The 25,588-nt window shown below is 42.5% G+C and carries 19 protein-coding genes; 9 read left to right on the top strand and 10 right to left on the bottom strand.

What is annotated here, in order from left to right:
• Window positions 1-279: 279 nt before the first annotated feature.
• Window positions 280-858: a thymidine kinase gene (locus BIZ39_RS07805; RefSeq protein ID WP_014950261.1), complete on the bottom strand. Its 579-nt coding sequence runs from the start codon at window positions 856-858 to the stop codon at window positions 280-282.
• A gap of 5 nt (window positions 859-863) precedes the next feature.
• Window positions 864-2,882 carry a putative bifunctional diguanylate cyclase/phosphodiesterase gene (locus tag BIZ39_RS07800; RefSeq protein WP_187446746.1) on the bottom strand — a complete coding sequence of 673 codons (2,019 nt, stop codon included), beginning with the start codon at window positions 2,880-2,882 and terminating at the stop codon, window positions 864-866.
• A gap of 477 nt (window positions 2,883-3,359) precedes the next feature.
• Here BIZ39_RS07800 and BIZ39_RS07795 point away from each other — a divergent pair, with 477 nt between their 5' ends.
• Window positions 3,360-5,879 (top strand): TonB-dependent receptor, encoded by a 2,520-nt coding sequence (locus tag BIZ39_RS07795; protein ID WP_187446745.1) that lies wholly within the window; start codon window positions 3,360-3,362, stop codon window positions 5,877-5,879.
• Between the two features lie 73 nt (window positions 5,880-5,952).
• Here the strand turns inward: BIZ39_RS07795 and BIZ39_RS07790 are convergent, their stop codons facing one another.
• Window positions 5,953-6,669: a hypothetical protein gene (locus tag BIZ39_RS07790; RefSeq protein WP_187446744.1), complete on the bottom strand. Its 717-nt coding sequence runs from the start codon at window positions 6,667-6,669 to the stop codon at window positions 5,953-5,955.
• A 146-nt stretch (window positions 6,670-6,815) separates the two neighbouring features.
• Entirely contained in the window at window positions 6,816-9,065 is a 2,250-nt protein-coding gene (locus BIZ39_RS07785; protein ID WP_014950257.1) for an acyl-CoA dehydrogenase, read from the bottom strand.
• A gap of 409 nt (window positions 9,066-9,474) precedes the next feature.
• Here BIZ39_RS07785 and BIZ39_RS07780 point away from each other — a divergent pair, with 409 nt between their 5' ends.
• The 4 genes from BIZ39_RS07780 to BIZ39_RS07765 all read left to right on the top strand — a co-directional run bounded on the left by BIZ39_RS07780 (window position 9,475) and on the right by BIZ39_RS07765 (window position 12,284).
• On the top strand, window positions 9,475-10,029 hold the full coding sequence (locus BIZ39_RS07780; RefSeq protein WP_039228466.1) for an outer membrane protein: 555 nt from the start codon (window positions 9,475-9,477) through the stop codon (window positions 10,027-10,029).
• Window positions 10,030-10,134: 105 nt separating this feature from the next.
• Window positions 10,135-10,392 carry a DUF3081 domain-containing protein gene (locus BIZ39_RS07775; RefSeq protein ID WP_014950255.1) on the top strand — a complete coding sequence of 86 codons (258 nt, stop codon included), beginning with the start codon at window positions 10,135-10,137 and terminating at the stop codon, window positions 10,390-10,392.
• Between the two features lie 185 nt (window positions 10,393-10,577).
• Window positions 10,578-11,513, top strand: coding sequence for an LpxL/LpxP family Kdo(2)-lipid IV(A) lauroyl/palmitoleoyl acyltransferase (lpxL, locus tag BIZ39_RS07770; RefSeq protein WP_014950254.1), 936 nt, complete (start codon window positions 10,578-10,580; stop codon window positions 11,511-11,513).
• Between the two features lie 153 nt (window positions 11,514-11,666).
• Entirely contained in the window at window positions 11,667-12,284 is a 618-nt protein-coding gene (locus BIZ39_RS07765; RefSeq protein WP_187446743.1) for a TcpQ domain-containing protein, read from the top strand.
• A 19-nt stretch (window positions 12,285-12,303) separates the two neighbouring features.
• Here BIZ39_RS07765 and glnE read toward each other — a convergent pair whose 3' ends face one another.
• Window positions 12,304-15,228: a bifunctional [glutamate--ammonia ligase]-adenylyl-L-tyrosine phosphorylase/[glutamate--ammonia-ligase] adenylyltransferase gene (gene glnE, locus BIZ39_RS07760; RefSeq protein WP_187446742.1), complete on the bottom strand. Its 2,925-nt coding sequence runs from the start codon at window positions 15,226-15,228 to the stop codon at window positions 12,304-12,306.
• A 314-nt stretch (window positions 15,229-15,542) separates the two neighbouring features.
• Here glnE and BIZ39_RS07755 point away from each other — a divergent pair, with 314 nt between their 5' ends.
• The gene (locus BIZ39_RS07755; RefSeq protein WP_014950251.1) at window positions 15,543-16,448 is read left to right on the top strand and encodes a DUF350 domain-containing protein; all 906 of its coding nucleotides are present in this window, start codon (window positions 15,543-15,545) and stop codon (window positions 16,446-16,448) included.
• 45 nt (window positions 16,449-16,493) lie between these two features.
• Here BIZ39_RS07755 and BIZ39_RS07750 read toward each other — a convergent pair whose 3' ends face one another.
• Window positions 16,494-16,841: a GIY-YIG nuclease family protein gene (locus BIZ39_RS07750; RefSeq protein ID WP_187446741.1), complete on the bottom strand. Its 348-nt coding sequence runs from the start codon at window positions 16,839-16,841 to the stop codon at window positions 16,494-16,496.
• Window positions 16,842-17,079: 238 nt separating this feature from the next.
• Here BIZ39_RS07750 and BIZ39_RS07745 point away from each other — a divergent pair, with 238 nt between their 5' ends.
• Complete coding sequence (locus BIZ39_RS07745) at window positions 17,080-18,153, top strand: XrtA/PEP-CTERM system-associated ATPase (RefSeq protein WP_187446740.1); 1,074 nt, start codon at window positions 17,080-17,082, stop codon at window positions 18,151-18,153.
• Window positions 18,154-18,330: 177 nt separating this feature from the next.
• Here the strand turns inward: BIZ39_RS07745 and BIZ39_RS07740 are convergent, their stop codons facing one another.
• From BIZ39_RS07740 to BIZ39_RS07725, 4 genes are read right to left on the bottom strand one after another with little or no spacing between them, the layout of a single operon-like run.
• A complete protein-coding gene (locus tag BIZ39_RS07740; protein WP_187446739.1) occupies window positions 18,331-20,046 on the bottom strand; it encodes a TIGR03016 family PEP-CTERM system-associated outer membrane protein in 1,716 nt (571 codons plus the stop codon).
• Window positions 20,027-20,962, bottom strand: a complete 936-nt coding sequence (locus BIZ39_RS07735; protein ID WP_187446738.1) for an XrtA-associated tyrosine autokinase — start codon at window positions 20,960-20,962, stop codon at window positions 20,027-20,029. Before BIZ39_RS07735 ends, BIZ39_RS07740 begins: the two co-directional genes overlap by 20 nt.
• On the bottom strand, window positions 20,962-22,521 hold the full coding sequence (locus tag BIZ39_RS07730) for an XrtA system polysaccharide chain length determinant (protein ID WP_187446737.1): 1,560 nt from the start codon (window positions 22,519-22,521) through the stop codon (window positions 20,962-20,964). Before BIZ39_RS07730 ends, BIZ39_RS07735 begins: the two co-directional genes overlap by 1 nt.
• A gap of 18 nt (window positions 22,522-22,539) precedes the next feature.
• Entirely contained in the window at window positions 22,540-23,172 is a 633-nt protein-coding gene (locus BIZ39_RS07725; protein ID WP_187446736.1) for an XrtA/PEP-CTERM system exopolysaccharide export protein, read from the bottom strand.
• 149 nt (window positions 23,173-23,321) lie between these two features.
• Here BIZ39_RS07725 and BIZ39_RS07720 point away from each other — a divergent pair, with 149 nt between their 5' ends.
• Window positions 23,322-24,734 (top strand): TIGR03013 family XrtA/PEP-CTERM system glycosyltransferase, encoded by a 1,413-nt coding sequence (locus BIZ39_RS07720; RefSeq protein ID WP_187446735.1) that lies wholly within the window; start codon window positions 23,322-23,324, stop codon window positions 24,732-24,734.
• A 2-nt stretch (window positions 24,735-24,736) separates the two neighbouring features.
• Window positions 24,737-25,582: an XrtA system polysaccharide deacetylase gene (locus BIZ39_RS07715; protein ID WP_187446734.1), complete on the top strand. Its 846-nt coding sequence runs from the start codon at window positions 24,737-24,739 to the stop codon at window positions 25,580-25,582.
• The last annotated feature ends 6 nt before the right edge of the window (window positions 25,583-25,588 follow it).

The raw sequence follows: 25,588 nt of genomic DNA, 5'->3' as shown, positions 1-25,588 counted from the left end.
ACTCATACGCAAGTGTTTTCTTAATTGTTTAAGAAAAGTGTTTTCAAATATAGGGCATAAACGGCTACTCGTGGCTAGCAAGAATGCTTAATGCTTTTTCTTGCTACCTCTAAATAGTACCGAGAAAGTTTGGATAACGCCGATTGAAATCTGGCAAAGAGCTGAAGGGGGAGTGGCAAATTTTTTAGAGAATGAGAAGCGGACAATAAATGCTATAGCCCGCAACAGATATGAGGTTCAGAGACCGCTTATTTTAGTTAGGTTACTTGACGTTGGGATTTAGTCCCAAACCAGTTCTTTAAAGTGCTTGCGACACATTGATTCATAGGTGTCGTTGCCGCCAATTTGTACTTGATCACCATTTTTTACAGCATTGCCATTTTCGTCTAAACGCACCACGAAACTTGCTTTTTTACCGCAATGGCAAACGGTTTTTAGTTCAGATAGTTTATCTGCCCAAGCCAGCAAATAATGACTGCCTTCAAAGGTTTCACCTAAAAAGTCGGTACGCAGGCCGTAGGCTAGTACCGGCACATCAAGTTCATCAACTACGTCCACTAGTTGCTTTACTTGTGCCTTTGTTAAGAACTGTGCTTCGTCAATAAAAATGCAGTCGGGCTTTAACGCTTCGCAGTCTTTGCTTATTGAGGCAAACAAGTCATCGCCTTTTGCGTATAGCTTGGCATCTGCTTGTAAGCCGATACGAGAAGTGACTTTCCCAACGCCGTATCGATCATCAAGCGCTGCGGTATAAATCACTGAATGCATACCGCGTTCACGGTAGTTATAAGCTGATTGGAGGAGTGATGTAGACTTCCCTGCGTTCATTGCAGAGTAATAAAAATAAAGTTGAGCCATGGTTATTAGTAGTTTTCGTTATACCAAGAAATAAGGTCGTTGGCGTTCATTGGTCTAGCGAAGTAAAAGCCTTGCAAATAGTCGGTTCCAAGCTGCGACAAATGTTGCCTTTGCTGCTCAGTTTCGATGCCCTCTGCAATGGTTTTACAGCCAAACTCTTTAGCCATTAAAAGTGTTGCTCTTATTATGGTATCACTCTCTTCAGAGCTATTCTGTATAAAAGAGCGGTCAATTTTAATAAAATTGAATGGCATAGATTGAAGACGGTTTAAAGATGAATAACCTGTACCAAAGTCATCAATTGATATTTTGACATCACGGGCTACAAGTTCGCTCACTCGTTTAGTCACTAGATCTTTATCAATAGCGAATACGCTTTCAGTTATTTCTAGGTAGAGGCGTTCTGGTGAAATTTTAGTTGTGCTGAGGGCATTGTCTAAAACTTTAAAGAAGCTATCATCGAGCAGTTGCGCGACTGATACATTTATCGACATTGCGAGACCGGGTTTGAACCGCCAATGTGAAAGGTCGATAAGCGCTCTATTTAATACCCACGCACCTATTTCTGGCATTAGCCCGCTGCGCTCTGCAAGGGGGATAAATACCGCAGGAGAGATATTTTCTCCGTCGCAGTTCCACCGTAAAAGCGCTTCTACTGACGACAAGGAGTTTGTCGTGACGTCAATGATAGGTTGATAAAAAACAGTAAACTCACTATTTTCAATGGCTAATCTTAAGCGTTCACAAAGGCGCTGCTCTCGCTTTATTTCGTTGTGCAACGTTTCGTTAAATACGCCAATAGAGCCTCTTTGCTTACGCTTTTGATCATACATAGTCAGGTCGGCCTGTTGAATTAAATCAACAGCGCTGTCGCCATGAACGGGGAACATAGCGATGCCGATAGTGGCGTCTAACGTTACCTGATTGTCGTTCGCAATAATGGGAATAGTGACGCCACTGCGCATAGCGTGTGCTACGGCCTTTGCGGTATCAACATTAGCATAAGGAATTACGGCGACGAATTCGTCTCCTCCCCATCTTCCTAGGTGATTTTCTTCCGTATAGTTACGAAGTCTGTTGGCAATTTCGGCAAGGACAATATCGCCGACTTTATGTCCTAAACTGTCGTTAACTTGCTTGAATCCGTCTAAGTCGATAAATAAAAGGGCGAGCGAGTTATCAAGGGCACGTGTAGTGTCTATCAAATTGTTGAGATGCTTGAGAAAGCCATTGCGATTAAGCAAATTTGTCAGTGGATCTCTGTTAGACAACCGATATAAATCCGCCGTTCTTCTTTCCACTTCCGCTTCAAGGTTGGCGTTAGATGCATCGAGCTTTTCGTTTGAAGCTATGAGTAGTTTGTTTACTTTAACTGTTTCACTACGCTCAATACGCATCTGTTCCATCAAACTATTATTCTTAGCTTTAAGGTGTAACGTACTGATGAAAAAGCGATGGTAGCGAAAAGCACTGGCGAAAATACCAAACCAGAAAACCAAGCCAAGCACACCTAAAACAAAAAATTTCCCGCTAGCATCTATTAACGCACATAACGACATAGGTACAAGAAGAGCAGTAGAGTAGAATCCGACGAGTTTTATGTTCGGAGACAGGACGGTTCCAGCTCCTCCGGACATAGCGGCGAGTACAACCATAGTCGCTGCTAGTTCGACAGTTGTCATGGATGAATAGAAAAGCACTGAATAAAGCGCCCAAATACAACCCGTAACATAGAGACCGGTCGAAAACCGAATCAAAGCAGGGCGCGGGTTATAAGCTTTTCCTGCCAAATTAGTGCGCCAATATAATGCATCAATTAGCCTCAGAAGTGAGACGCACACCATTACTCCCCAAATCTGTAGTTTATTTGCAAATGTTGAAGGGGAGTCGCTTTCAAAGAAAAATACCAGGCCAGAAAAGGCAAATATCGTCATCAAGAAGCCGACAAAGCTATTGCCAATTAGCATGTCGGTTGTGTCTCGTTCTATTTCAGTTTGTGATATCGATTCTTGATACGTGTTCAACCGGATAAAGCCTTAATTACATTGTGATTCAAATTTAATGCATTACTTCAAAAGCAAATTTAGTCGTACAGAGTAGCGGGAAGCGTACAAACTTAAGTGCACTAAATGATTGTAGTATAGGCTAAATATAATGCATATGACGGGGGCATTTTAAAATTCGACTAAAGCAACCCGCTTTTAGTCTATCTATGTTTTTCACAGTTCGTTCTAAATACCTGAAAGTGTAGTGCTCTTAATCGATATTGCTTTTTATTTCTTATCAGCGATGTGAACCGCTAAATATAGCTAAAACTTAAGTATACAAAAGTTAAATAAGGCGCTGCGCAAGAGTAAAAACTTTTCACAGGATGTTTACAATGTTGTTCCTTTGTTATAAATTCTTAATCGATTAAGTTTAAATTGTGCTACCGCCTCCCTACGTTAAAGGGACAGAGGCTACCTTGGATTTAACAAATTCAACACATTGTCGGAGAAAAAATGAACAAAAATCACACACTCAACGCTTTGACCCTAGCGATTTTCGCCGCTTTTTCGGGCTCGGTTATCGCGCAGGAATCATCAACAGCTGATGCTGACGCAAAGTCGAAAGAAAAATTCGAACAGATTGTGGTTACCGCTGCACCGGGTGGTGCAACGATGCAAGAAGCTAGTGTTTCTGTAAGTGCATTCGACGAAGACGATATTCTTAAACTAGCTCCTCGTTCTACCGCTGAGGTATTTCGCGCGTTACCCGGTATTCGTGCCGAGTCTTCAGGCGGTGGCGGTAACGCAAATATTACTATTCGCGGTATTCCACTTGCGACGGGTGGTTCTAAATTCTTGCAAATCCATGAAGACGGTTTACCTGTTTTAGAATATGGTGATATTAACTTTGGCAATGCCGATAACTTTTTACGCTACGACTGGTCAGTAGCGAATGTGGAAGCAGTACGCGGTGGTTCAGCGTCAACATTCGCAAGTAACTCGCCAGGCGGTGTTATTAACTTGATCAGTAACACGGGCGAAGTAGGTGGCGGTGCCATTGGAACGTCATTTGGCGTCGATTACGAAGAGTTTCGTTTAGATTTTCGCTATGGCGGTGAAATTAGCGACGACCTTTACTACCACATTGCTGGCTTTGCCCGTGGTGGAGAGGGCCCGCGAGAAACGGGATACAATGGCGACCAAGGCGGTCAGGTTAAGTTCAATATCACTAAGATGCTAGATAACGGTCACATCCGTTTCTTCTATAAAAACCTTGATGACAAAGTATCAACATACCTTCCTTCTCCGGTATTGGTGAAAGGCGATGGTGAATATGGCCCGGTACCTGGTTACGATGCCAGCTCACAGGCATTAAACTCAGCTTACAACACAAATATTTCTACTTTTGACAGCTTCGGTAATCCGGAAAACCGTGACGTTCGCGACGGCATCGAGTCAAAAGTAAACTCATTTGGTGTAGAAGTAGACTTGGAAGTGGCTGAGAATTTGTTCTTATTAAACAAATTCCGTATTTCAGATATTTCTGGTGGCTTCATCGCGCCATTTACTGACGGTTTCCCTGCAGGCCCAGGTGATGTTTCAAACTTTGCTTCAGCACTTTGCGCTGGTGCAACCGACGGTGATGGCAATGCGCTAAATTGTGACAGCACAAGCGTAGTATTAGCCAACGGCCCAGGCGCAGGTGAAGTGTATACGGGTCAAGCATTTACAAATCTTCAGTTTGACACGCGAATTAACGACCTTGGCAACATGATCAACGATTTCAGTTTGCGTAAAGAGTTTGATAACGGTATCGACCTAACAGTAGGTTACTACTACTCAAATCAAGACATCGCTACAAGCTGGTCAAGCTGGCAGACGTTTATTCAAACACTTGATGGTGACAACTCTCAGTTGCTTACTATTACAGATGCAGACGGTGTTGAGCTAGTGTCTGATGGTCTACTATCGGCAAGCTTCCTTTCTTGGGAATGGGACCTTAACTATGTGACTAAAGCACCTTACATGAACGTTGGCTTTGAGTTATCGGACAACATTCTAATTGATGCGTCGGTACGTCACGATACCACAGAAGCTTCTGGCGAGCTTATTAGCTCTTGCTGTGGTGGTAATGCTGATTTCGACCTAAACGGTAACGGTGTGATTGAGCAAATTGAAGATGCTTCTGCAACTAATAGCGGCTTTATCCGCGGTGGTGTAATCAACCTAAACCGTGCTGGTGCGGCGTCACAAATCGTAGATTACAGTGCAAATAACACGTCTTACTCAATTGGTGGCTCATACCTACTGAGCGATAGCCAGACGTTCTTCGCTCGTTACTCTAAAGGTGGCCGTGCCATTGCTGACCGCCTACTTCAAATTGGCGGTACGTTGAACGCGGATGGTAGCCTAACAAGCACAACTTCAGGTTACGACACAACCAAGCAGTTCGAAATTGGTTACAAGTACGGTACTAAAGACCTAATGGTTAACGCTACTTTGTTTGATACTGTTACTGAAGATACGCAAGCAGAAGTAACAAGTGGTCTAACTTTCATGCGTGAATACGAAGCAACTGGTCTTGAGCTAGAAGGTCGTTGGAATGCAACTGACAATTTTGTGATGTCAGGTAACTTAACATGGACAGATGCTGAAATCAGTAAAGATGCTAATGACCAATCGCTCGTAGGAAATACGCCTCGACGTCAAGCTGATTTGATCTGGACTATTACACCTGAGTATGTCACTGACAATTGGTCAGTTGGTGCTTCGCTGCAAGGTTCGACAGAGTACTACGTACAAGATAATAATGACCTGAAACAAGAAGGCTATAACCTTGTAAACTTATTCGCTACGTATTGGGTTAATGACCAGTTTTCAGTGTCGTTAAACATGAACAATGCTACAGACGAATTTGTAGTAACTGAAGTAGAAGGAACACCTTTTGGAGAGATTTCAACAGGTGATTATGTCCGCGGAAGACCGCTAAATGGTCGTACTACGGTACTGTCGCTTAAATATATGTTCGACTAACGAGCAAATATCTAGTGCGAAGATACTAGTTATTGTTCAATTAACGCCCGCAATTGATGCGGGCGTTTTCTATTTATTCACTCTCCGCGGCTTTGAGTAGCTGAAGCTGCTTGGCGATTGCTGCAGAAAGTCGGTCAATTAAGTGGCTATGTTTCTTATGAATAACGTGTACCAATTCGTGTTCCACTAGAGGTATATACTCAATTCCAGATTGATCGAAAATGGCTTCTTCAAAATAGTCACTCGGTAAAATAGCGTAGTCAAATCGCCCGTTGAGCAGTAAAGTGATTACATGATGAAAGTCATCAAATTCAAAGATGTTGGCATTCAACTCGCCAGGTTTGGCGTGCATGTTAAAGAAAAAGCGGGTGGTTACAGCTATCGCCTTATCAGGCTGCTGAATAATGCTTTTATTACACTCTACCCCTCGTATACATAATAAAAACGACGCGCCATGCGATAGGGCCGGGGGAACAATTACAATGTTGTTGTCAGGCTGAGAAGCTACGTCATAGCGAATAATGTCAGCGTCTGTCATTCCTTCATTTAAAAGCCGCAAGCCTCGTTCACCACCGACCTGTTCGAATGTAACCTCGATACCAATATCTTGATACGCTCGCTTAATAAGAGGTTTATAAAAGCTGCCCACTCGAGGGTGATTTAATTCTCCGATGACGAAATTAGTATCATCATGCTGTGCTTTAACATTCGAACTAAATAGCAGAATTAAGGCTAAGAAAACAACACCCGTTGAAACAAACTGGAAAAAATCAGAGCGTATCGTTTTCACAACACAAATCCTTGTTAAAGAAAATAACGATAATATAAGGGTAGAGTATGAACTGAACAATGAAAAGTGAATGTGAGTGACCCTAAACAAAAAGCCCCATCTCAAGGATGGGGCTTTGTTAATCAAGTTACTGCAATTATGACAGTTTAAGCAGCGTTTTGACCGCCATCAATCGCTTTAAGCGTTTGAGACGCTGGAACAAGTTCCATATCGAACGTGTATTCGTCTACACGAACTGCTAGCTTGCGTTTTTCGTTATAGTCGTGAAGCTTAGCAGCTTCATCAGCCGTTACTACGCCTTTTTCTTGAAGCTTGTTAAGTGCATGCTCAAAAGAAATGAACGGCACTACAGGCTCTTTGCGAAGTGCTTTTTGCACTTTGCCAAGAAGGTGCGCTACCGCGTGCTTCGCTTTGAACGCTTGCTCGTTGATGTCGTTGCCATCTCCAGGCGTAACGCGAACAAGGTGAGTAAGCTGCTCTTTCACGCTGTTGTCTTGCATAGACGCGATAGAAAGCTCACGCACTAGGTCATCGCTGATACCCGCAACACTGTTGGTGTAGGTGTTTGTAAGAAGACGCATTAGACCACGTGTCGCCGTATTCGGGAAATTGTTGATAAAGTTAACAATTGCCTGATCCGCTTGTTGTAAAGACCACTGCATTGCGTATTCGAAATACGGTAGCGCAAGTTTTCTGTCTTCAATGCGCTGCTCGTAGAAACGAATTGCCGCCATTGCACCGTATAGGTAGCTCATTACGTCACCTAGACGTGCTGATAAAAGCTCAGCTTTCTTAAGGTCACCGCCTAGTACTGCAAGTGACAAGTCAGCAAGTGGAGCTAGCTTTGCAGAAATGCTGTTTACACGCTTCTCGTACTTGCGAACTTCAGGTAATGCAGACTCGCTCTCGCGTAGGAAAGGAAGGTAGCCTTTACCTAGGCTGCGGAATGCATTTTTAACGCTGAAGCCAACAGTCTTACGAAGTACTTTGTTGAACTCTGCATCCGCTGAACTTTCGTTGCTGTGGATTAGGTCAACCATGTCTTTCAAGTACGGGTGGCAACGCATTGCACCTTGACCGAAGATCATTAAGTTACGGGTAAGAATGTTTGCACCTTCTACCGTAATCGCGATAGGAAGCGCAGCATAGCCGCCCGCTAACGTATTCTGAGGACCGCGTTGAATCGCTTTACCTGCCTGGATGTCCATAGCAGAGTTCATCACATCACGACCTAGTTCAGTCATGTGATATTTAGCAATAGCGGTAACTACTGATGGCTTCACGCCTAGGCCTAGACCTTCAGTTGTAAGAACACGCATAGCCTCAAGTAAGAACGTCTTACCCGCGATGTCTGCCATTTTCTCTTGAATACCTTCAAAACGACCAATTGGAAGACCGAATTGCTCACGTACGAAAGAATATTCAACCGTGCCTTTAAATGCAGATTGTGCAGTCGCTACGCCCATTGCTGGAAGTGAAATACCACGACCTGCACCTAGACAGCTAACTAGCATCTGCCAGCCACGACCAATGTTCTTTTGACCACCAATGATGAAGTCCATAGGTATGAATACATCTTGACCACGAGTAGTACCGTTGTAGAAGCGTACACCCATTGGGTCGTGACGATTACCAAGTTCAACACCTGGGTGAGACTTAGGTAGAAGGGCACAGGTAATCCCAAGCTCTAATTTGTCGCCAAGTAGTTGGTCTGGATCGAATACTTTAAACGCAAGACCTAGTACGGTCGCAATTGGTGCAAGTGTAATGTAGCGCTTGTCCCAGCTTACACGTAAACCAAGCACTTCTTCACCGTTGAATTCGCCTTTAGTCACGATAGCCGCGTCAGGAATAGCACCTGCGTCAGAACCTGCTTCAGGGCTGGTAAGCGCAAAGCACGGAATATCGCGACCGTCTGCTAGACGAGGTAGCCAGTAATCTTGCTGCTCGGTTGTACCGTAGTGCATAAGAAGCTCGCCTGGACCTAATGAGTTAGGAACCATTACGGTTACTGCAATTGCACCGCTTTTCGCTGCGATAGTGGCAACGATAGTAGAGTTTGCATACGGGCTGAACTCAAGACCACCAAATTTCTTTGGAATGATCATAGAGAAGAAACGGTTCTTACCTAGGAAGTCTAAAACGTCCTGAGGAATGTGCTTGCCGTTGCCTAATTCAAAATCATCGATCATGTTCAGCAACTCGGTTACTGGACCGTCCATGAATGCTTGTTCTTCTGCGCTCAGTTTTGCCTGAGGGATATCGCGTAGCGCCTGCATGTCAGGCTTACCCTGATAAATAGAAGATTCAATCCACACGTCGCCTGCATCTAAGGCTTCTTGCTCTGTGATTGAAATTGGGGGTAATACTTTCTTTAAGCTAGTTCTGATACTCATAATAACTCATCCGCTCATCTGACCAGTTGTTTAGGTTAATACTACACCTAATTTAAAAAAGATCAAATTTTGTAAAAATTATCAAATAATCATGTGGTTATATAAACTATCTGCGTCTTTTTTATACGAAGGTGTGATGCAAGGGATTAACATTGCTGATATTTAATGGTCAAAAAACGCGCTGGTTGTTGTGTCACCTTGATGTAGAACCACTATACCTGCGGTAACACGCCGCGATTACGAACATTTTACCTCTCGCTGTGTGGGAAATTATCTATGCGGACTGGTATAAAACCGCTTGTTCGTGCAGCTATCAGTTAACTGTATTCATCTAAACTCTGTTTGTTCGTTTTAATCAGAGGCATTGTCTTTTATAGTGAGCGTTCTTTAACATGGAGAAGTAATTAAAATGCGCCGTCTTTCATCATTTTTCGCTAAGTTCCTTATTGGAAGTGCAGCTATAACAAGCTTGGGTTTTTCTGGACTAGCATCAGCCAACGGATATGCAGTGGCAAATATTGGCTTTGGCAACGTAGATACTGAAATAGATAATGAGTCTGATATTAGCTATTCAGCTGCTTTAGGCTATCAATTTCACCGTCAGTGGTATGTAGAAGGTGGCTATATCTCCTTTATTGATACAGATAACGACGAACAATCAATCTCATCTAAAGGCCCTTATTTGGCGTTACTAGGTAAAGCGAGTAGCCAGAAAGGTGAGCTGTATTATAAATTAGGCGTGGCAAGCGTTGACATCGAGCACGCGTCGATAGATAGCAATACCTGTGGCCCAGAAGCCGCTGTGTGTGGATACGATGACACAATTATCGCAGGATTAGCTGGGCTAGGCTTCGATTACTACTTAGGCTTACAGTCGATGGTACGCGTGGAATACACCTACTTTGGTGGCAAAGATGATTTTTCTGCGCATATTGTAAATTTAGGTTTTCGCTACAACTTTTAGGTTGTAGTTATTAACTCGCATAGTCGTTTTAAATATAGGCCCGAGATAAATCCAAAAATCGTTTGATTGTGTAAAAATAGATAAATTCTCAACAATGGATTTACAATGAAAAACGAATTAGACAGCAAGTTCTTACTTCAGGTTTTCGACAAGATTCGCCAGCATGGCGCGAAAGAAGATGAACAGTATAAGCTTAATGGGATCACTGCGTTTACAGATCACGATGGCTATACGCTTTACATTGAAGACGTTAATGTGAAGCTGCAGTTCGGCTTTCACAATCAATACCATTTTGACTATGACTCAAAAGAACAATATGAATCGTTTGAGAAAAAGTTGAAGCAAATCGATAAAGAATATTAGTGACCTGATTTCAGTTTGTATTGATAACAAGCAATATGTTTCTTAAGCAGAGAAAGCAAGTATGGGCTCTCTCTGCTTAAGCGCTTCTATTTATCGCAAGGGCACTGTGGGCTGTCTGTCTCAATTAGCCCCACCAAAAACCTTCTGCTACAATGCCGCCCACTTCGTTTCAAAGGATACAGACATTGGCGGCGGCAATTAAAGCTCCTAAATTTAAACTAGCATTTTTAGGCCCTAAGTTTTGGCCTGTATGGTTAGGTGTTTTCGTTCTTTATACGATTACATGGTTGCCTTTACCCGTGATACGCGCTATCGGTGGCGGTACCGGTAAACTTATCGCATTAATTGTTCCTAAACGGGCAAAAGTCGCAAAGCGTAACTTGACGCTCTGGAACCCTACACTTTCCGCCAGTGAAGTAGAGGCGCTTTACAAAGAAAATGTGCGGCGTACAGGCATGGCACTATTTGAAACTGCTATGGGATGGTGGTGGCCTAGCTGGCGCGTAAAACGAGCCATTGAGATTGAAGGCACTGAGCATGTTGAAGCGGCCCTTGCAAATGGGAAAGGTGTCTTTGGTATGGCACTTCACAATATGAATCTGGAATTTGCCTGTAGAGGTATTGGCTTCTTCCGTCCAAGCATCGCGTTTTATCGCAAACACAACAACCCTCTCGTTGATTACCTTCAGTATCATGGGCGAAACCGCTCGAACAAATACATGATTGATAAGCGCAACGCAAAAGCCTTACTTGCTGCACTTGACGATAAAGAACTTTGTTTGTATTTGCCCGACCAGGATTATGGCCCGAAACAAAGTATCTTTGTTCCATTTGGTGGGGTGAAAGATACCGCGACAACTACAGCAACGCTGATGTTTATTCGACGTAGTCACTCTGAGCCAATGATCATCACGTCGCAATACACCAAACGCGGTTACAAAATTAAAATCTATCCACCGCTTTCTCAGTTAGGCGATATGGAAGACGCTGAAGCACTAACATTACTGAATCAACATGTAGACGCTGCGGTTAAAGAACAGCCAGAAAGCTATTTGTGGATGCACAAGCGATTTAAAACCAGACCGGAAGGTAACCCTGAATCGCTGTATAAATCACTATAGCTGTGTATGAATAAACACCTAGCGATGAAAATTAGATAAATAGAATAATAGGCTTTCCGTTCGAAGGTAGACTAAAATAGAAGAATTATGCTTAAGTTCATACACATAGCATAAGCTGATTTTCGATTAAAAGTGGCTACACATTGGTAAGGTATGGGACAGACAAGTTATTCAAGTTCATCGTTTTGGGCAAAGCAAATTGGCATAGCAGCAGTGCTTGTTATCATTGCTGGCGTACTCATTTACATGCTTCAAACACAGGACCAAGAGCCTGTTCCTCAAGGGCAAGCGGAAGAAAAGTCTGTATCACGTGGGTTAAGTGAGTTCTATCGAGACTTTCGTATGTCTGCTACTGACCCAGCAGAAGATGAGCAGGGAGATTTTGTATTGGATATTGCGGGCGTTGATCCTAATTTAGACAACAAGCTTGCACAAATGTCTAGCCAAACACGTCCGGTTGAAAAGAATTGGTCCGGCGAACATAAATACCGCACGTTCCAGGAAGGGAACACACTGCGCGAAGCTATTTCGCAATACGCTCAAGCTGAAGGCATGCAGGTGATATGGAACCTGGAGCAAGACTTTGTTATTAAGCACCAGTTTCAATTGGACAACACGGTTGCAGGATCGCTTGCTAAAATTGCCAGTGCCATAGACAGTAGTTTTGAAGGGCAAGTAAAAGCATATTTATGTGCAGAGCAACGCTCGCTGGTGGTGACTGCTCAAGAAACAGAATTTCTCACCACCAACTGTCGTTTGGTTAGAGGTTAAGCTTCATCGCCTAGCCGCTTCACGTGCCAAATAGTGCATTCCAGTGAATGGTTACTTGCTCTCGTATGGCATCTAGTTCTTCGCTCTGATCTGCGTACTTGGTATCTGCTAACGTTAAATGGTGGTATTGCTCTCGCAGCTTTAAATACGCCTTTTGCAGTTTGTGCGCAGTGGCGACATCAATAATGTTGGTCTTGGCTGCGGCGTCAAAAATGCGAAGATTGTCAGGATATTCTGTCATAGCAGCTTGTGACTTTGCATTAGCGAGTACAAGATATTGAGCCATGAACTCGATATCGGTAATACCACCTACACACTGCTTTAAGTCTACCTTGTCGTTGTCCTTTGAAAGCAAGTGCTCCCGCATTTTTAAACGCATTTTGCACACATCGTCAGCCAACGTTTTAGCGTTTCTAGAGCGAGTTAGTATGGAATTTCTTACCTGCGTGAAGTCATTCAAAAGGCGTGGGTCTCCGCAAATGGCTCTTGCACGAACCAGCGCTTGATGTTCCCAAGTCCATGCTTCTTCGGTCTGGTATTTCTCGAAACCATCGATATGGCAACATAACAATCCCGCATTGCCAGAAGGGCGTAGACGCAAGTCGGTTTCGTATAATTGTCCAAACAACGTCTTCGTATTGAGAAGATGCATGATGCGCTGCGCCAACTTAATGTAAAACTGTTGCGCTTCAATAGACTTCTTACCGTCTGTACTTATGCCGCGAGGGGCATTGTGCAAAAACACTAAATCTAAGTCTGAGCCGTAACCTAATTCATACCCGCCTAGTTTTCCATAGCCGATCACGGCAAATCCTTTGTCAGTTCCCTCTAGGTGTGCTGGAACGCCATAGCGCTGTTGCATTTGCATCCAGGCAGCATCTACTACGTTCTCCAATATCACTTCAGCTAGCACCGTAAGCTTATCGCTCACGTTGTTTATAGGTAGTGATTCACTGATGTCGCTGGCGGCTATGCGAAGCTGTTGGCAAAGTTTGAACTGCCTCCATCCATCCATAAGCATTTCAACATCGTCTTGTTCAATACGAAGCATGATTTCACGTAGTTCCAGCTGATATTCCTGCTTGCTGGTATGGATATCGGTATTTTGCTGACCTAGGTATAACGGCGTGAGTAATTCGTCTAACAGTAACGGGAAGCGCTTAATTTCTTGAGCAATCCAGTCGCTCCGTTCACATAGCCTTACTAACTGTTTTAGTACATCCGGATTTTCAAGTAATAAGTCAAGGTAAGTGGTTCGGCCTGTAATCGCTTCTATAACACCAAGTAAACGGTCGAGTACTTGTGGGATGTAGTTTGGATGTTGGTTGATGAGCACATACAAAATTTCGGGAAGCAATTTATTTAACGTGTCTTCACCTTTTTGGCCTATGCGATAATTGCGTTGCTTATCCTTGAAGGCGACAAGAATAGAATATATGCCTTTAATATCGCTGGCAGACAGGTATTCGCCAAAGGTTTCAGTAAACTCATCCTCTTGCAATGCAAGACGCCACGCATCTTGGCAGGCAGTGAAAAGCTGGTCTTCTTCTGAGTGCATATCATGAGACTCTTCTACTAACTCGTTGAAATGGGCATGAATACGCGCCATTACAGTATCTAAATGCACTAAAAATTCACTGTAAGAATCAAAACCCATGACTTCAATAAGCGCAGCTTGTTGCCAAGGTAACTCAGGAAGAGTTTGGGTCTGGCGATCTTGAGCTTGTTGAAGCGTGTGCTCTACTTTTCTTAGGAATAAATAGTCACTTTTTAGCTGTTGCGTTACATCGCGTTCGACTATATCGAGTTCAGTTAATGCGTCTAACGTGCGAAGTAATGACTTACTTTGTAATGCTGGCTCTCGTCCTCCGTGAATCAGCTGAAAACTTTGGGCAAAAAACTCCACTTCACGAATGCCACCTGCGCCGAGTTTTATATTGTTACTCAGTCTGCGTCTGCGTATTTCTGTGGCGATCAGCTTTTTCATGTTACGAAGGGCATCTAATGTGGTGAAGTCTAAGTAACGACGGAAGGTAAACGGGTGCAAAATGCTCTTTAACCATTTCACATCTTGCGAATTATCATCGTTAATCACCCGCGCTTTTACCATGGCAAAGCGCTCCCAGTGTCGACCTTGATCTTGATAATAATCTTCAAGTGCCGCGAAATGCATCACAAGGGGGCCAGAATCGCCGAAGGGGCGTAAACGCATGTCAACGCGGTAGACTTGACCGTCATTAGTCACTTTGTTCAATGCTTGGATTAGTTTTTGCGCGAGTTTGGTAAAAAACTGCTGATGCTCAACGCTTTTTCGACCACCTTGGGTTTCGCCTTTTTCTGGGTACGTAAAAATTAAATCGATATCAGAAGAAAAGTTGAGTTCCTTTCCTCCTAATTTCCCCATACCCAAGATATACATGTGCATGTCTTGTTTATGGCTTTGCGGTTTTCCATAGCGCGCTGCTAAATGTTGATAAAGCCAGTGGTACGCACCGTTAATAAGTACATCAGCTAATGCTGAAACCTGCATAAGTGATATTTCGATGGGTTGCTTGTTCAAAACGTCGAGGAAAGTAATCCGCGCCATCTCTTTATTTCTAAATTCCCTCAACACTTGCAGTAAGTCATCTTCGCTAGCAACGGTGTGCAATTCATTTTCTAGGTTTGCGAGATAGTCAGATGACATGGTATTGCCAAGAGATTTAAGCGCTTCACTTTTCTCAGGTGGTTGATAAGGCTCAACGATGCGAGAAACAAATGAAGGGTTTTGAATCAATGTCTCAGCCAAGAAGGAGGAACGCGTGAAGGAGAGCATTAGTGTTTCACAATGAGCCTCAATTACGGCTCTGTCACTTTCACTAATTGCTGGCGCTGTTAACAACTGCTGCCAAAATTTTTCGGCAAGTTCTACGTTTGTCATGCTATTTTCGTTGTCTGTTGGCATAATGCTCGCGTCTTATGAGATATCGCTCGTGTTTTACGGTTGAATACTCACAATTGCCATTGCAAGTACTCAAAACAAGGTCTGCTAAGTGCGCTAACGTGCAGCTCTGCATTCAATGTGGTTAAGTGCCTGCTAACCCAGGGTGTGATCTACAGGTCATTTAGCCCTAACTAAAATAAATCTGAACAAGTTCGATGTCATCGTTGTACAAGTTTGTATTAGATGAACGCTATTCAATTAGCCATCACTGATTTTTCGAAACTACATCAAAAACTAATCAGAAGAACTTTGTGTGTTCAAGGAGCAAAGATAACGTGGAAGCCTTAGTAAAACTAGTACCTCTAACGCAAGAACTGCTGATATATCTCGCTATGGATGTCGCAATTGCGTTAGTACTGCTAATGATTATGAAGTGGCTGACAGGCGCATTTAGGAAATACTCGGTAACAGAAGAACTGGGTGTTAAAGATAATTTCGCATTTGGGATAAGCATTGCGGGAGGCATGCTGTCGTTGTGCATAGTATTGAGCTCGGTTGTTGGCCGTCATATTGGCGTGGGTTATAAAGAAGCGGCGATTGGAATGGTAACTTTCGGCATTGTGGGCATTATATTGGTGAAGTTCGGACGCTTCGCTCACGATAAATTAGTACTTAATAAAGTTGATACGCATGCGATGATTGCCGAAAGGAGTGTGAGTGTGGCGCTGGTTGATGCGGCTAGTTTGGTGGCAAGCGCAATTGTTTTACGCAATATTATGGTGTGGGTTGATGGCAGCGACATGAACGCAATCATTGCTATTGTGACCGGCTTTACCGTGGTTCTGACCATGTTGCTTGTTATGACGCGTATTTTAGAGTTTAGATATGCTAGAGATAATCAAAACGACTCATTTCAAGGGGCGCTAGAGAAGGGGCAGTTAGCACTCGCTATCGAGCACACTGGTAATTTACTTGGAACTGCTATGATTGTGTCGGCAGCGAAGAATTTACTTATTTATAACCCATCAGGCTACGTGAGCAATATAACAGGTTGGCTGATTGTTAGTGTTGGCTTAGCAATCGCACTACATATTTTGGTACTAGCGAGCAAAAAAATTATTTTATTTGGCATGAATTTCCGGCAGGAAGTCGATCAACAGCATAACGTTGGTGTAGCTGCACTTGGGTTTACACTTAGCATAGGAAACGCCATGATCATTAATGGTGTTTTAGGCGGGTAGGGGAATACTCTTTTCTGGATAACGAACCTAACGCAACCCAATGTCTTAATCTTCAAATTGGGTTTTCATACACATTAGCTCATTGAGTTGCCCTTTACGAATAATCCCGTTTTTTTGAGGGCGGCTCATTCTCTTTACCTCATATTCAAGCTTTGATGCATGTGACTTGTCAGTCATTTCGAATATGGCTTTAAAGGTCAGTGGTGCCTTACCTTTTAAGGCCTTGGCGCCCCCTTTTAACTCTCCTCGGTGTTGCGCTATGCGGCGCTTGGGGTTAGTGGTAATTCCTGTGTAGAGTTGGCCAAGCTTATTTTCAACTAAGTAGAGATACCACGTAGCTTTTGTACTTCCCTGGTGGGTATTGCCTTCGTTGGCTGGTATACTTTGTGCCAATGTAATTCAATGTATAGAAATTTCTCGTAGCTTTATATTAGCAGAATTAACTAGTGCTTGTTGACCTTTGCTGTACAACATAGATCAACCAGCCCATAAGACTCGGCGTGAATATATTGCTTCGATAATCGCGCGATGTTGGTTACCATATATACGAGAATAAGCGCGCTGTTTCGAATTCACGTGTTCGCACTCATGTTTTCGAACGCACATTTTTAATGGAAAAACGGTAAATTGCATGTACGAAAGTTATTATGGACTTAACTCGAAACCGTTTCAGTTAACCCCAGATCCAGAATTTTTCTTCGCAAGTAAATGGCACAAACGCGCCATGTCTTATCTACAGTATGGACTTTCTCAAGCTGAAGGGTTCATTGTTATTACCGGCGGAATTGGAACCGGGAAAACCACCGTAGCAAACAGCTTGCTTGAAGAAATTGAAGACGACATTGCGGCAGCTCAAATTGTTACGCCAAAGCTGTCGCCAGACGAACTGGTAAAAATGGTCGCGTCTAAATTTGATATCCCTACGGAAGGTCGCTCAAAAGCCGATATTTTAAAAGCGCTTGAAATTTTCTTATACGATCTAAACAAAGCGGGTCGCCGCGCCTTACTATTGGTTGATGAAGCGCAAAACCTTCCGTTAGAGACTATTGAAGAATTAAGAATGCTGAGTAACTTTCAGCTGAACGGCAAACCTTTGATTCAAAGCTTTTTGCTGGGGCAAGAAGAACTGCAGCCTATTCTGCGCGCACCGAATATGGAGCAATTTAGGCAACGTATTGTGGCGTCTTGCCATCTCGCTCCGCTTTCATTGGAAGAGTGCAAAGAATACATTGAGTACCGATTGCACCACGCGGGATGGAACGGCTCACAGTTATTCAGTGAAGAGGCGTTTGAACGAATTCACATGTTCTCTCGCGGTATCCCTCGTAAAATTAATACCCTAATGGATAGGGTAATGCTCTATGGCTTTTTAGAAGAACTAGAGAGCTTTGACGCGGACGCGGTAAACGAAGTAATTGAAGAAGTAAAAGCAGAGATGTTCGAGCCTGATAAAACGGGCGCGGAAGTGACGGAGCATATGGGCTTTGCTGACCACCCGGAAAGCCAAACTATCATGACACCTAAAGGCAATGTTATTCGCGACACCAAATACTACTTGGATATGTTAGCTGAATTAGTTGATGCTTTAGATGACGCCATTTCACAAAAAGTGAAAATGACGCAATACGTCGATAAGCTTATGAAAAAGAAGTTCAAAACGTATGTCCGACTTAAGAGTGATGATAAGAAAGACACCAATCAATGAGCGTCGATCTTACTAAATTTCCCATTTAGCACTATTTTCCGTAAAGAGAGAGCAACGATTAATAAAGATTTTTAACCCAGCTCGTTTGATATGCACAGGCCTATTCACTTTTAAAATAAGTCACTACTGCGACCTCGAGTGAATTTAACGTAGTGCATCTGCTTGTTAATTAATGTTTTAATTTAATGAGTTTCTCGACCCATTTCTGTTGAAAAATGTGTATGAAAACGAAAGTTGTACTCTCCTTTCTTTGAGTTCAACTAATTGTTCAGCCAATAAACTATTGTCTCGTTCTATGTAGTAGAATCCGAAATTGGCTGAAAATGGTGAGCGAAATCTGTGTTGGAAAACAATGGAACCATTAATATTGTCACTTTCTCCATCAAGACCAACAGTGCTGGTTAGATTATTTTCAACTTTTGCGTAGGTAAGTGATAGGTTGAGGTTGGTCCTTGTCCCTAATCGGTGTGACAGCGATGTCCCCAATGATGTTGTCCGCGTTTGACGACCAGTATCTATGTAGGAATCAAGTGAATACCGAGAGTTGAACGATAAGTTAGTAATTCTACCTTGCAGACCTATTTGAGCAATCAATGACTCGCGGTTTATTACAGCATCGGATATCTCATAGTTTGGAGAAAGGAAGTCGACAAATTCCTCATCAGCTTCTAATTCATAGTCTAAACTCTCCGGTTGATAACAATCTGCTATGTCTGAACTTCCTTGCTGACACACAAATACGCCTAAGCTTTCAGGGGATGATATAAGCCTTGAAAAACTGGTTACAGAGTCACTATAATTCACCCTCGCTCTTAACTGTCGAGTGTTGTAGCTTAAAGCCAGTTGACCCGTTCTACCGGTAGACCGCCTAGTGTAATTCGCGCTTATATTACTCCTTTCTGAAAGTGCCCAGCGAAGTTCACCGCTTAGGAAGTAGTCATCTTCGTTTATATCTTCATCATCTGCTAGCTCTGCATTTATACTCGAATCAATTTGTTTGTTTATTGCTATACGGATAAAACGCTGGTTATTTTCGCGGTAGGTGAGTCCCGCTCCTAAACTGTAAAAGTCTTGAATGTTTTTACTCCCATCTTCGCCTTCAAATTGGTAGGCATCATGAAGAGTGGTTAAGAAAATTCCGAAATTATTAACGACTTTAAATTCAGCCCCTGCAACATAATTTCGCGTCATGAAGTTACTTTGTGAAGTATCACCGAGATCTGTCTCTTCATAACTACCTGAAACATTCCAGATAACACCGTTGTCTAATAAAGTGCTTTCTGCACTTCCTTTTAACGAGTAATTGCTATTTTCAATTCTTTCAGATCCCTGTTCAGAGCGATCTGTTTCAACTAATGAGTATCGGGCGACTGCATTACCATTAAATTCGCGATTTTGTTGGGTTTTAACTGTGGCCGATACACTATTTGTTCTGGTCTTAGTTAACGAGTCAGAGTTATTGATAAAATCAGTCGTTAAGAAGTTAAGTGCATTGCCATCTCTGTAAGTAAAACCTCCGTCTGCACTAACAAAAATTAAGTCCTCGATAAGTTCGGCTTTCGTGTTGTAGTTATAGCTGCCAAAGGTATTGCGCTGCGTATTTAATGCTTCACTATTATTGCGTTCCAGATAAGTCACGCGACCGTTAATTGATGCATCAATACGAGCACTTTGATAACTGATTCCTACAATGGGGTTTACTTGGCCAACAGTTTCATCTGAGCGAGAATCGTTGTTATCACTTTCGCGGTAAATAGCCTCAGTAGTGATACTAGAGGTTATTCGGACGTCTGAGGCAAAGGCATGTGATGTAGTCGCGAATACAGAGATGACAGCTAAAAAAATATGACTTACCTTAGAAAACTTGCTTATTCTAATCATTTCGTTCGGCATAGTAGTATCCATAATATCCATTTAGTGAATTACTGTCGACGGACTTGTTTACAACGAAACCTACAGCCATTTCTGGATTCAATCTTTCAATCGAGAACTTAATGTCATTTAGCTTTGAGCGACCCTCTTCAACCACTACTACAGCTTGACCAGCGAAGTTAGCTAACACAGCAGACTCAGTGATACCTATGAGTGGGGGGGTATCTATAATAATTACACGATCTTTATATCGATTGGAAAATTCGTCAATGGTATCGTGCATTCGTTGACTAGCTAATAACTCAGTTGTCCTATGGTCAAACTTTCCGGCTGGTATGATTTTAAGGGTATCTACATTGGTGGGATAGAGTACTTCTGATACTTCTTCTACCTCGCCCATCAAGTACTCCATAAGGCCTTTACGTCTCTCTAAACGCAGGGTTCTCAGTACGTTGGGTTTGAGTACGTCAGCATCAACTAGCAACACTGTTTTATCTTGTTCTGAAGCAATGCTGAGAGCCAGATTTACCGCGGTAAAAGTTTTTCCTTCGGATGGACGACCACTAGTCACCATAATAACGTTGCTATTATGAATTGTTTTTGAAATAGGCCCAAAAGCGTTAGACAGTAGCTTACGCTTTATCTCTCGGTATTCTTCGTTAATTTGTTTACGTTGGCCAGTTGTTGAAACAAATCCTCTTTCTTCCAGTTCAGTAAAATTAAGTTTGAACCTGGATTTTTGAATAGCATTACCTCCCGTAAGGTCGGGTTTATCTTCCGGTATGTTTGACACTAGTTTCGATTTCGAATTTGGACTGCTTTGCGTTTGTGCGTTTTTAAGCGTGTCATTCTTAGGCTTTGTGTCAGCTGTATTATTGCGCTCAGCCTGTTTCTTTGCTGCCTGCTTTTGTAGCGCTTTCTCAATTGTATTCTTCACTAAAATAACCCCTGCAGAATCGTCTTGTTCGTTATATCAATTGCAATGACGGCTGCAAACATCAGTAAAATGACGCCGGTGGAAATAGCAAAGACAAAAATTCTGAAACGATTTCGTCTTTTGACCTTAGTAATTTCCAGGTGCCCAACTACACCTAATACAGGGTAGTCAGTAATAGTTTTTAATTGAGATGAACGAAACAGTACTGGTGAAAATTGGCTAACAAGAAATGCCAAACCCAACCCCGCGCCAAAGCCAGCAAATAATACGAGTACATGTTGAAGAATGCGTTTTGGTCCTGCAGGTTTGCCTGGCAAGTTAGGTGGCTGCAAAATCTTAAACTGAATATCTTCTCCGCTGAGTTCAGCTCGCTTTGCAAGTTCTGCTGATTCTTTGCGAGTGAGTAGCGCATTGTACTTTGATTTAAGAATACCGTAATCACGATTTAATGCAGTAGATTCGGCTTCTATCTGAGGAACGAGATCAATTTTAGATTGAAGCTCTAAGATACGGGAGGCAATGTCATCTCGTTGAACTGTCTGTGAAGCCAGTTGACTTTCTAGTCTAGACATTTCAAGGCTTAAGTCTCTACTAAGTGAATTTAATTGAACGGGTTCCTCTCCTGAGTTTTTTATCAATACTTCAATTTCTTCAGACCTACGAGCCTCTAATGCTTCAATAAGTAACTTAGTTTCAATAACATCTGGGTGTTGCTCAGTAAATCTCAGTGAAAGTTCATCTAGCTTTTGCTCTAAACTTCTAATTCGCGAATCGTAGCGAGTAGTTAAACCAGAGTTCTCCGTACTTCCATTTGATAATTGAGTCTTGGCATTTGCTAATTGCTTAGCAAATGCTTCTAGCTGCTTTTTAGTTTGTCTTATCTCTAACTCGACTGCCGAAAGTCTATTCTTTTCGTTTTCCAAGCGGGAGTAGAACGAACCTTGCACAGGTAAAATATCCGAATAGTTTCTTTTGAAGTCAGCAAGACGCTGCTCAGATTCCATCAATCGATTTTCATACTCAGCAATTTCATTGTCTATGAAACGCTCTGCATTGTCTGAGTTTCTGCGGTTATCGCCAAGTGCACCTTCAACAAATAAATTCAATGTCTCTTGTACAACGCGCTGAGCCACAACGGGATCTTTATTCGAGTATGAAACGCGATAAATGTTATCTCGAGAAGTACTGTTTAAATTAATTTGATTTTTTAGTCTATTAACTAGCGAGTCAAATTGCGCATCAGTTTTGGTGGTAAGATCCAAATCAGAGTTTCTTACTATTTTGGCAACATTTTCTGGTGTGAAAAATGTTTTTGCCATTAATCTTATTTCCTGCTCTTTATTTGTTTGAATTGCAAGGCCTCTTAACAATGGCTGAAGCATTGAACGAGTATCGACGTGAACTGTAGCGTTAGAGGAATAGTAATCTGATTGGTTTGCTACGTATAAGAAACCTGCGGGGCAAATTAGCCAACTACAGATAATAACGTAGCGTTTTTTTATCCAAATTCCTTTGAGGTAATCTGATGCTAATATTAAAAGTGATTGTAATTCTTGCATTACTACTACGTCTAATCCCTAAAACCACGCTTCTGGAATAATCACGATATCGCCTGGGAGCATATCTACATTTTTTGTTATGTCACCATCGCGAATCAAATCGTCAACACTTAGTTCAAAAACCCTCTTTTCTCCATTTATAACGCGGATAAGTTTTGCGCCGTTACCGTCTGCAAAATTAGTGAGACCACCGACGGATATCATAAGGTCTAACAAAGTCATATGCTCTGAATAATTGACTGCTCTAGGTTGAGCTGCTTCGCCAATTACGCGCACCTGTTCACTTAACGGCCCCGAGAAATTATTTACACTTACAGTCACTCGTGGAGAATTCACATATGTAGACAAGGCTTCTTCTATCTCTCTTGCAAGCATAGTGGGAGTTCTTCCGGCAACATCCAAGTCCTCAACTAATGACGTAGTGACTTTTCCGTCGGGACGGACTACGACTTGAGTTGACAGTTCAGGATTGCGCCAAACAAAAATATTTAACCTGTCCCCAGGGCCAATTAAATATTGATAATTGTTAACATCGGTGGTGAGGGAAGGTCGTGTAGTTGCTTCGGGCAGAACCCCAGTGTTGCTGCAACCATTCAGGCCAATTATCAAAAGTGATGCACTACAGGTTATTAGTGTTTTAAAGCGGAACATAAGAGATCATCCTACACTCATTATGGTTAATTTATGGCTTTTGCCGTTTACCCTACGGTAAATGTCACTATAATGCCAATAACAATTGTAGTCTATTGGAATAAATACCTTTATGATGGTGAAAACGCCGTAGTTTTAGGGGGCCAGGGGTGGCAGTAAACAAGCGCAATCAAAATAAACGCTCAAACATACTCGTAATAACAGAAGCGTTGCTCATTGCATATATGGGGTATATCTCTCATTTCATCCTCACACAAATTGGAATGTCGCCTAACGTGGGGGTGGAAAAATTGATAATTAATGTAGGGATGCTCACGGTATCAATACTGCTATGTTCCCTGTCAGTGGGCTTATACGAAGCGAAACTTAGGGAAACCTTCCGAGGAATTATCCGCCGAATTTTCGTAAGCGTGGGCTTAAGTTATTTTTTTGTCGAGGTACTTAGTCGCGCGTTTTTCGATGACTTGGTTATGGACTCTTATTTCCTGCCTGCATCAGTTAGTTCAATCATTATTACTTTAGTTGTCTTCAGATATTTTACTAATCGACTGGGGTTATTAGGTCTGGGCAAAGTTCGTATATTGGTACTAGGCGCGGGAGAAAGAGCTTCAATCATCGAAAAGCGCATGCGTAGAGATGTCGATAGAATAGGATTTGAATTAGTGGGGTTTATCCCAATTCCTGGCGATAACCGTGAAGATGGCATTAAAAAAGAAAAAATAATCCACTTAAAGGTTGATGAAAGTTTCCAGCAGTTTATAGCAGACAACGAGATTGAGGAAATAGTAATTGCATGCGACCAAAGGCGAGGTACTTTACCTGTAGAGGTTCTTTTTGATTGCAGACTCAGAGGTATAGAAGTTACCGAACTTCTAGATTTTATGGAGCGGGAAACGGGACAGATAGTCGTCAACTTAATGTATCCGAGTTGGGTTATTTATTCCAACGGCTTCCAAAGTCAGAACTACTTACGTGACGGGCTTGATTATACGCTCAACGCTTTTCTTGCACTTATTATATTTTCATTTGTATGGCCCATTATGCTTTTCACCGCATTTGTTATTTATTGCGATGATGGAAGACGAACCGGCGTTTCAGTGTTCTACAAACAAGAGCGCGTAGGGCTGAACGGCAAATTATTTAAAATTATTAAGTTTAGAAGTATGCGCCCTGATGCGGAAAAGGACGGTGCTAAATGGGCGAGCAAAAACGATGACAGGGTGACTCGTATCGGGCATTTTATACGGAAATATCGCGTTGATGAGTTACCGCAGCTATTAAATGTTTTTAAAGGTGAAATGGCATTTATAGGGCCTCGTCCCGAAAGGCCCCAATTTGTTGAACAGCTCGTCAGAGAAGTGCCTTATTACAATCAACGACACAATGTTAAGCCGGGTTTGGCCGGGTGGGCACAGTTAAATTATCCCTACGGAGCCAGTGTAGAAGATTCCATGGAAAAGCTTAAATTTGACTTGTACTACGTTAAACATCAGAGCTTGCTACTCGATATACTTATTTTAATTCGCACAGTGGAAGTTGTGTTATTCGGCAAAGGACGATAATTATGAAGGCGAAGGGTCGTCTCAATGCTATGACCGTGGATGTAGAAGACTACTTCCAAGTGTCAGCGTTTGAAAATGTTTTCACTCAGAAAGAGTGGGATAAAGCGCCTTTAAGGGTTGATCACAACACAAACCGACTACTAGACCTATTCGCAGAACATGAAGTAAAAGCCACGTTTTTTACCTTGGCGTGGGTGGCACAAAAATGCCCTTCTTTGATAAAGCGAATTGTTAGCGAAGGTCACGAGTTGGCAAGTCACGGCCTTGCCCACAGAAGGGTTACAACCATGTCGCCCGAAGAATTTCAAAAAGATATCAGCGAAAGTAAGCAGATTCTGGAAGATATTGGTGGAGTTGCAATAAATGGTTATCGCGCACCAAGCTTTTCTATTAATAGGGATAACGAGTGGGCTTTCGAGATAGTAAAAGAAGCGGGGTTCTTATATTCGTCTAGCACCTACCCAATTGAACATGATTTGTACGGCGTGCCTGAATGGCCTCGTTTTAAATACCAACGCATAGAGGGACTCTGGGAGCTGCCCATTCCTACAATAAGGAAATCTGGGAAAAATGTTGGTATAGGGGGAGGTGGTTTTTTCCGTCTTTATCCTTACTGGTACTCGAAGAAACGTATAGAAACGTTTTTTGCTTCTGAATCGGCGCCATACAACTTTTACTTTCACCCTTGGGAAATAGACCAGCAACATCCACATGTTAAAGGCGCTCACCTTAAGTCTAGATTCCGTCATTTTGTTAATCTTAAAAAAATGGAATCGAAAATAGTTCGGTTATTGGAAGATTACAATTGGACAACAATGAGCTCGGCGTACAACATCGAAGCCGTCTAGTGGTAT

Source organism: Alteromonas sp. BZK5, assembly GCF_014349115.1.
Lineage (GTDB): Bacteria > Pseudomonadota > Gammaproteobacteria > Enterobacterales > Alteromonadaceae > Alteromonas > Alteromonas macleodii.
Note: the sequence above shows the minus strand (reverse complement) of the source record. Positions and strands in the feature narration are given on the sequence as shown.

Bases quoted from the DNA above. Each gene is read 5' to 3' on its own strand.
- BIZ39_RS07805 (WP_014950261.1), bottom strand. From the start codon at position 858: ATGGCTCAACTTTATTTTTATTACTCTGCAATGAACGCAGGGAAGTCT.
- BIZ39_RS07795 (WP_187446745.1), top strand. From the start codon at position 3,360: ATGAACAAAAATCACACACTCAACGCTTTGACCCTAGCGATTTTCGCC.
- BIZ39_RS07785 (WP_014950257.1), bottom strand. From the start codon at position 9,065: ATGAGTATCAGAACTAGCTTAAAGAAAGTATTACCCCCAATTTCAATC.
- BIZ39_RS07780 (WP_039228466.1), top strand. From the start codon at position 9,475: ATGCGCCGTCTTTCATCATTTTTCGCTAAGTTCCTTATTGGAAGTGCA.
- BIZ39_RS07775 (WP_014950255.1), top strand. From the start codon at position 10,135: ATGAAAAACGAATTAGACAGCAAGTTCTTACTTCAGGTTTTCGACAAG.
- BIZ39_RS07765 (WP_187446743.1), top strand. From the start codon at position 11,667: ATGGGACAGACAAGTTATTCAAGTTCATCGTTTTGGGCAAAGCAAATT.
- glnE (WP_187446742.1), bottom strand. From the start codon at position 15,228: ATGCCAACAGACAACGAAAATAGCATGACAAACGTAGAACTTGCCGAA.
- BIZ39_RS07745 (WP_187446740.1), top strand. From the start codon at position 17,080: ATGTACGAAAGTTATTATGGACTTAACTCGAAACCGTTTCAGTTAACC.
- BIZ39_RS07740 (WP_187446739.1), bottom strand. From the start codon at position 20,046: ATGCCGAACGAAATGATTAGAATAAGCAAGTTTTCTAAGGTAAGTCAT.
- BIZ39_RS07730 (WP_187446737.1), bottom strand. From the start codon at position 22,521: ATGCAAGAATTACAATCACTTTTAATATTAGCATCAGATTACCTCAAA.
- BIZ39_RS07725 (WP_187446736.1), bottom strand. From the start codon at position 23,172: ATGTTCCGCTTTAAAACACTAATAACCTGTAGTGCATCACTTTTGATA.
- BIZ39_RS07715 (WP_187446734.1), top strand. From the start codon at position 24,737: ATGAAGGCGAAGGGTCGTCTCAATGCTATGACCGTGGATGTAGAAGAC.